The organism is Limosilactobacillus coleohominis, assembly GCF_016901675.1.
GTDB classification, from domain to species: domain Bacteria; phylum Bacillota; class Bacilli; order Lactobacillales; family Lactobacillaceae; genus Limosilactobacillus; species Limosilactobacillus intestinavium.
On sequence record NZ_JACJKU010000218.1, the window covers coordinates 1 to 235 of the forward strand.

The window sequence follows — 235 nt, forward strand, 5'->3', positions numbered from 1 at the left end:
AGTCCTTTGATCACCGCTTTGAGTTCTTCTTCGTCCTCATCAGGGTGTTCAAACTTGGACTGCCAATATTGGTAAGTCGACATCGAAATCGGGAGCGCATCAATCAGGTCCTTTAACAGGTACTTGGCCTTGAGCTCATAGATTACTTGCGCGAGTTCTTGTTTGGATGCTTTCTCAAGGCTGTCAATTTTTTTGAGGCGTCGAGTTGTATCTTTAACAATAAGTTTTCTCTTTG

At 43.0% G+C, this 235-nt stretch carries 1 pseudogene; it reads right to left on the reverse strand.

Annotated elements, in window-relative coordinates:
• Positions 1–235, reverse strand: a pseudogene (locus H5975_RS08575) (helix-turn-helix domain-containing protein); the annotation flags it as partial.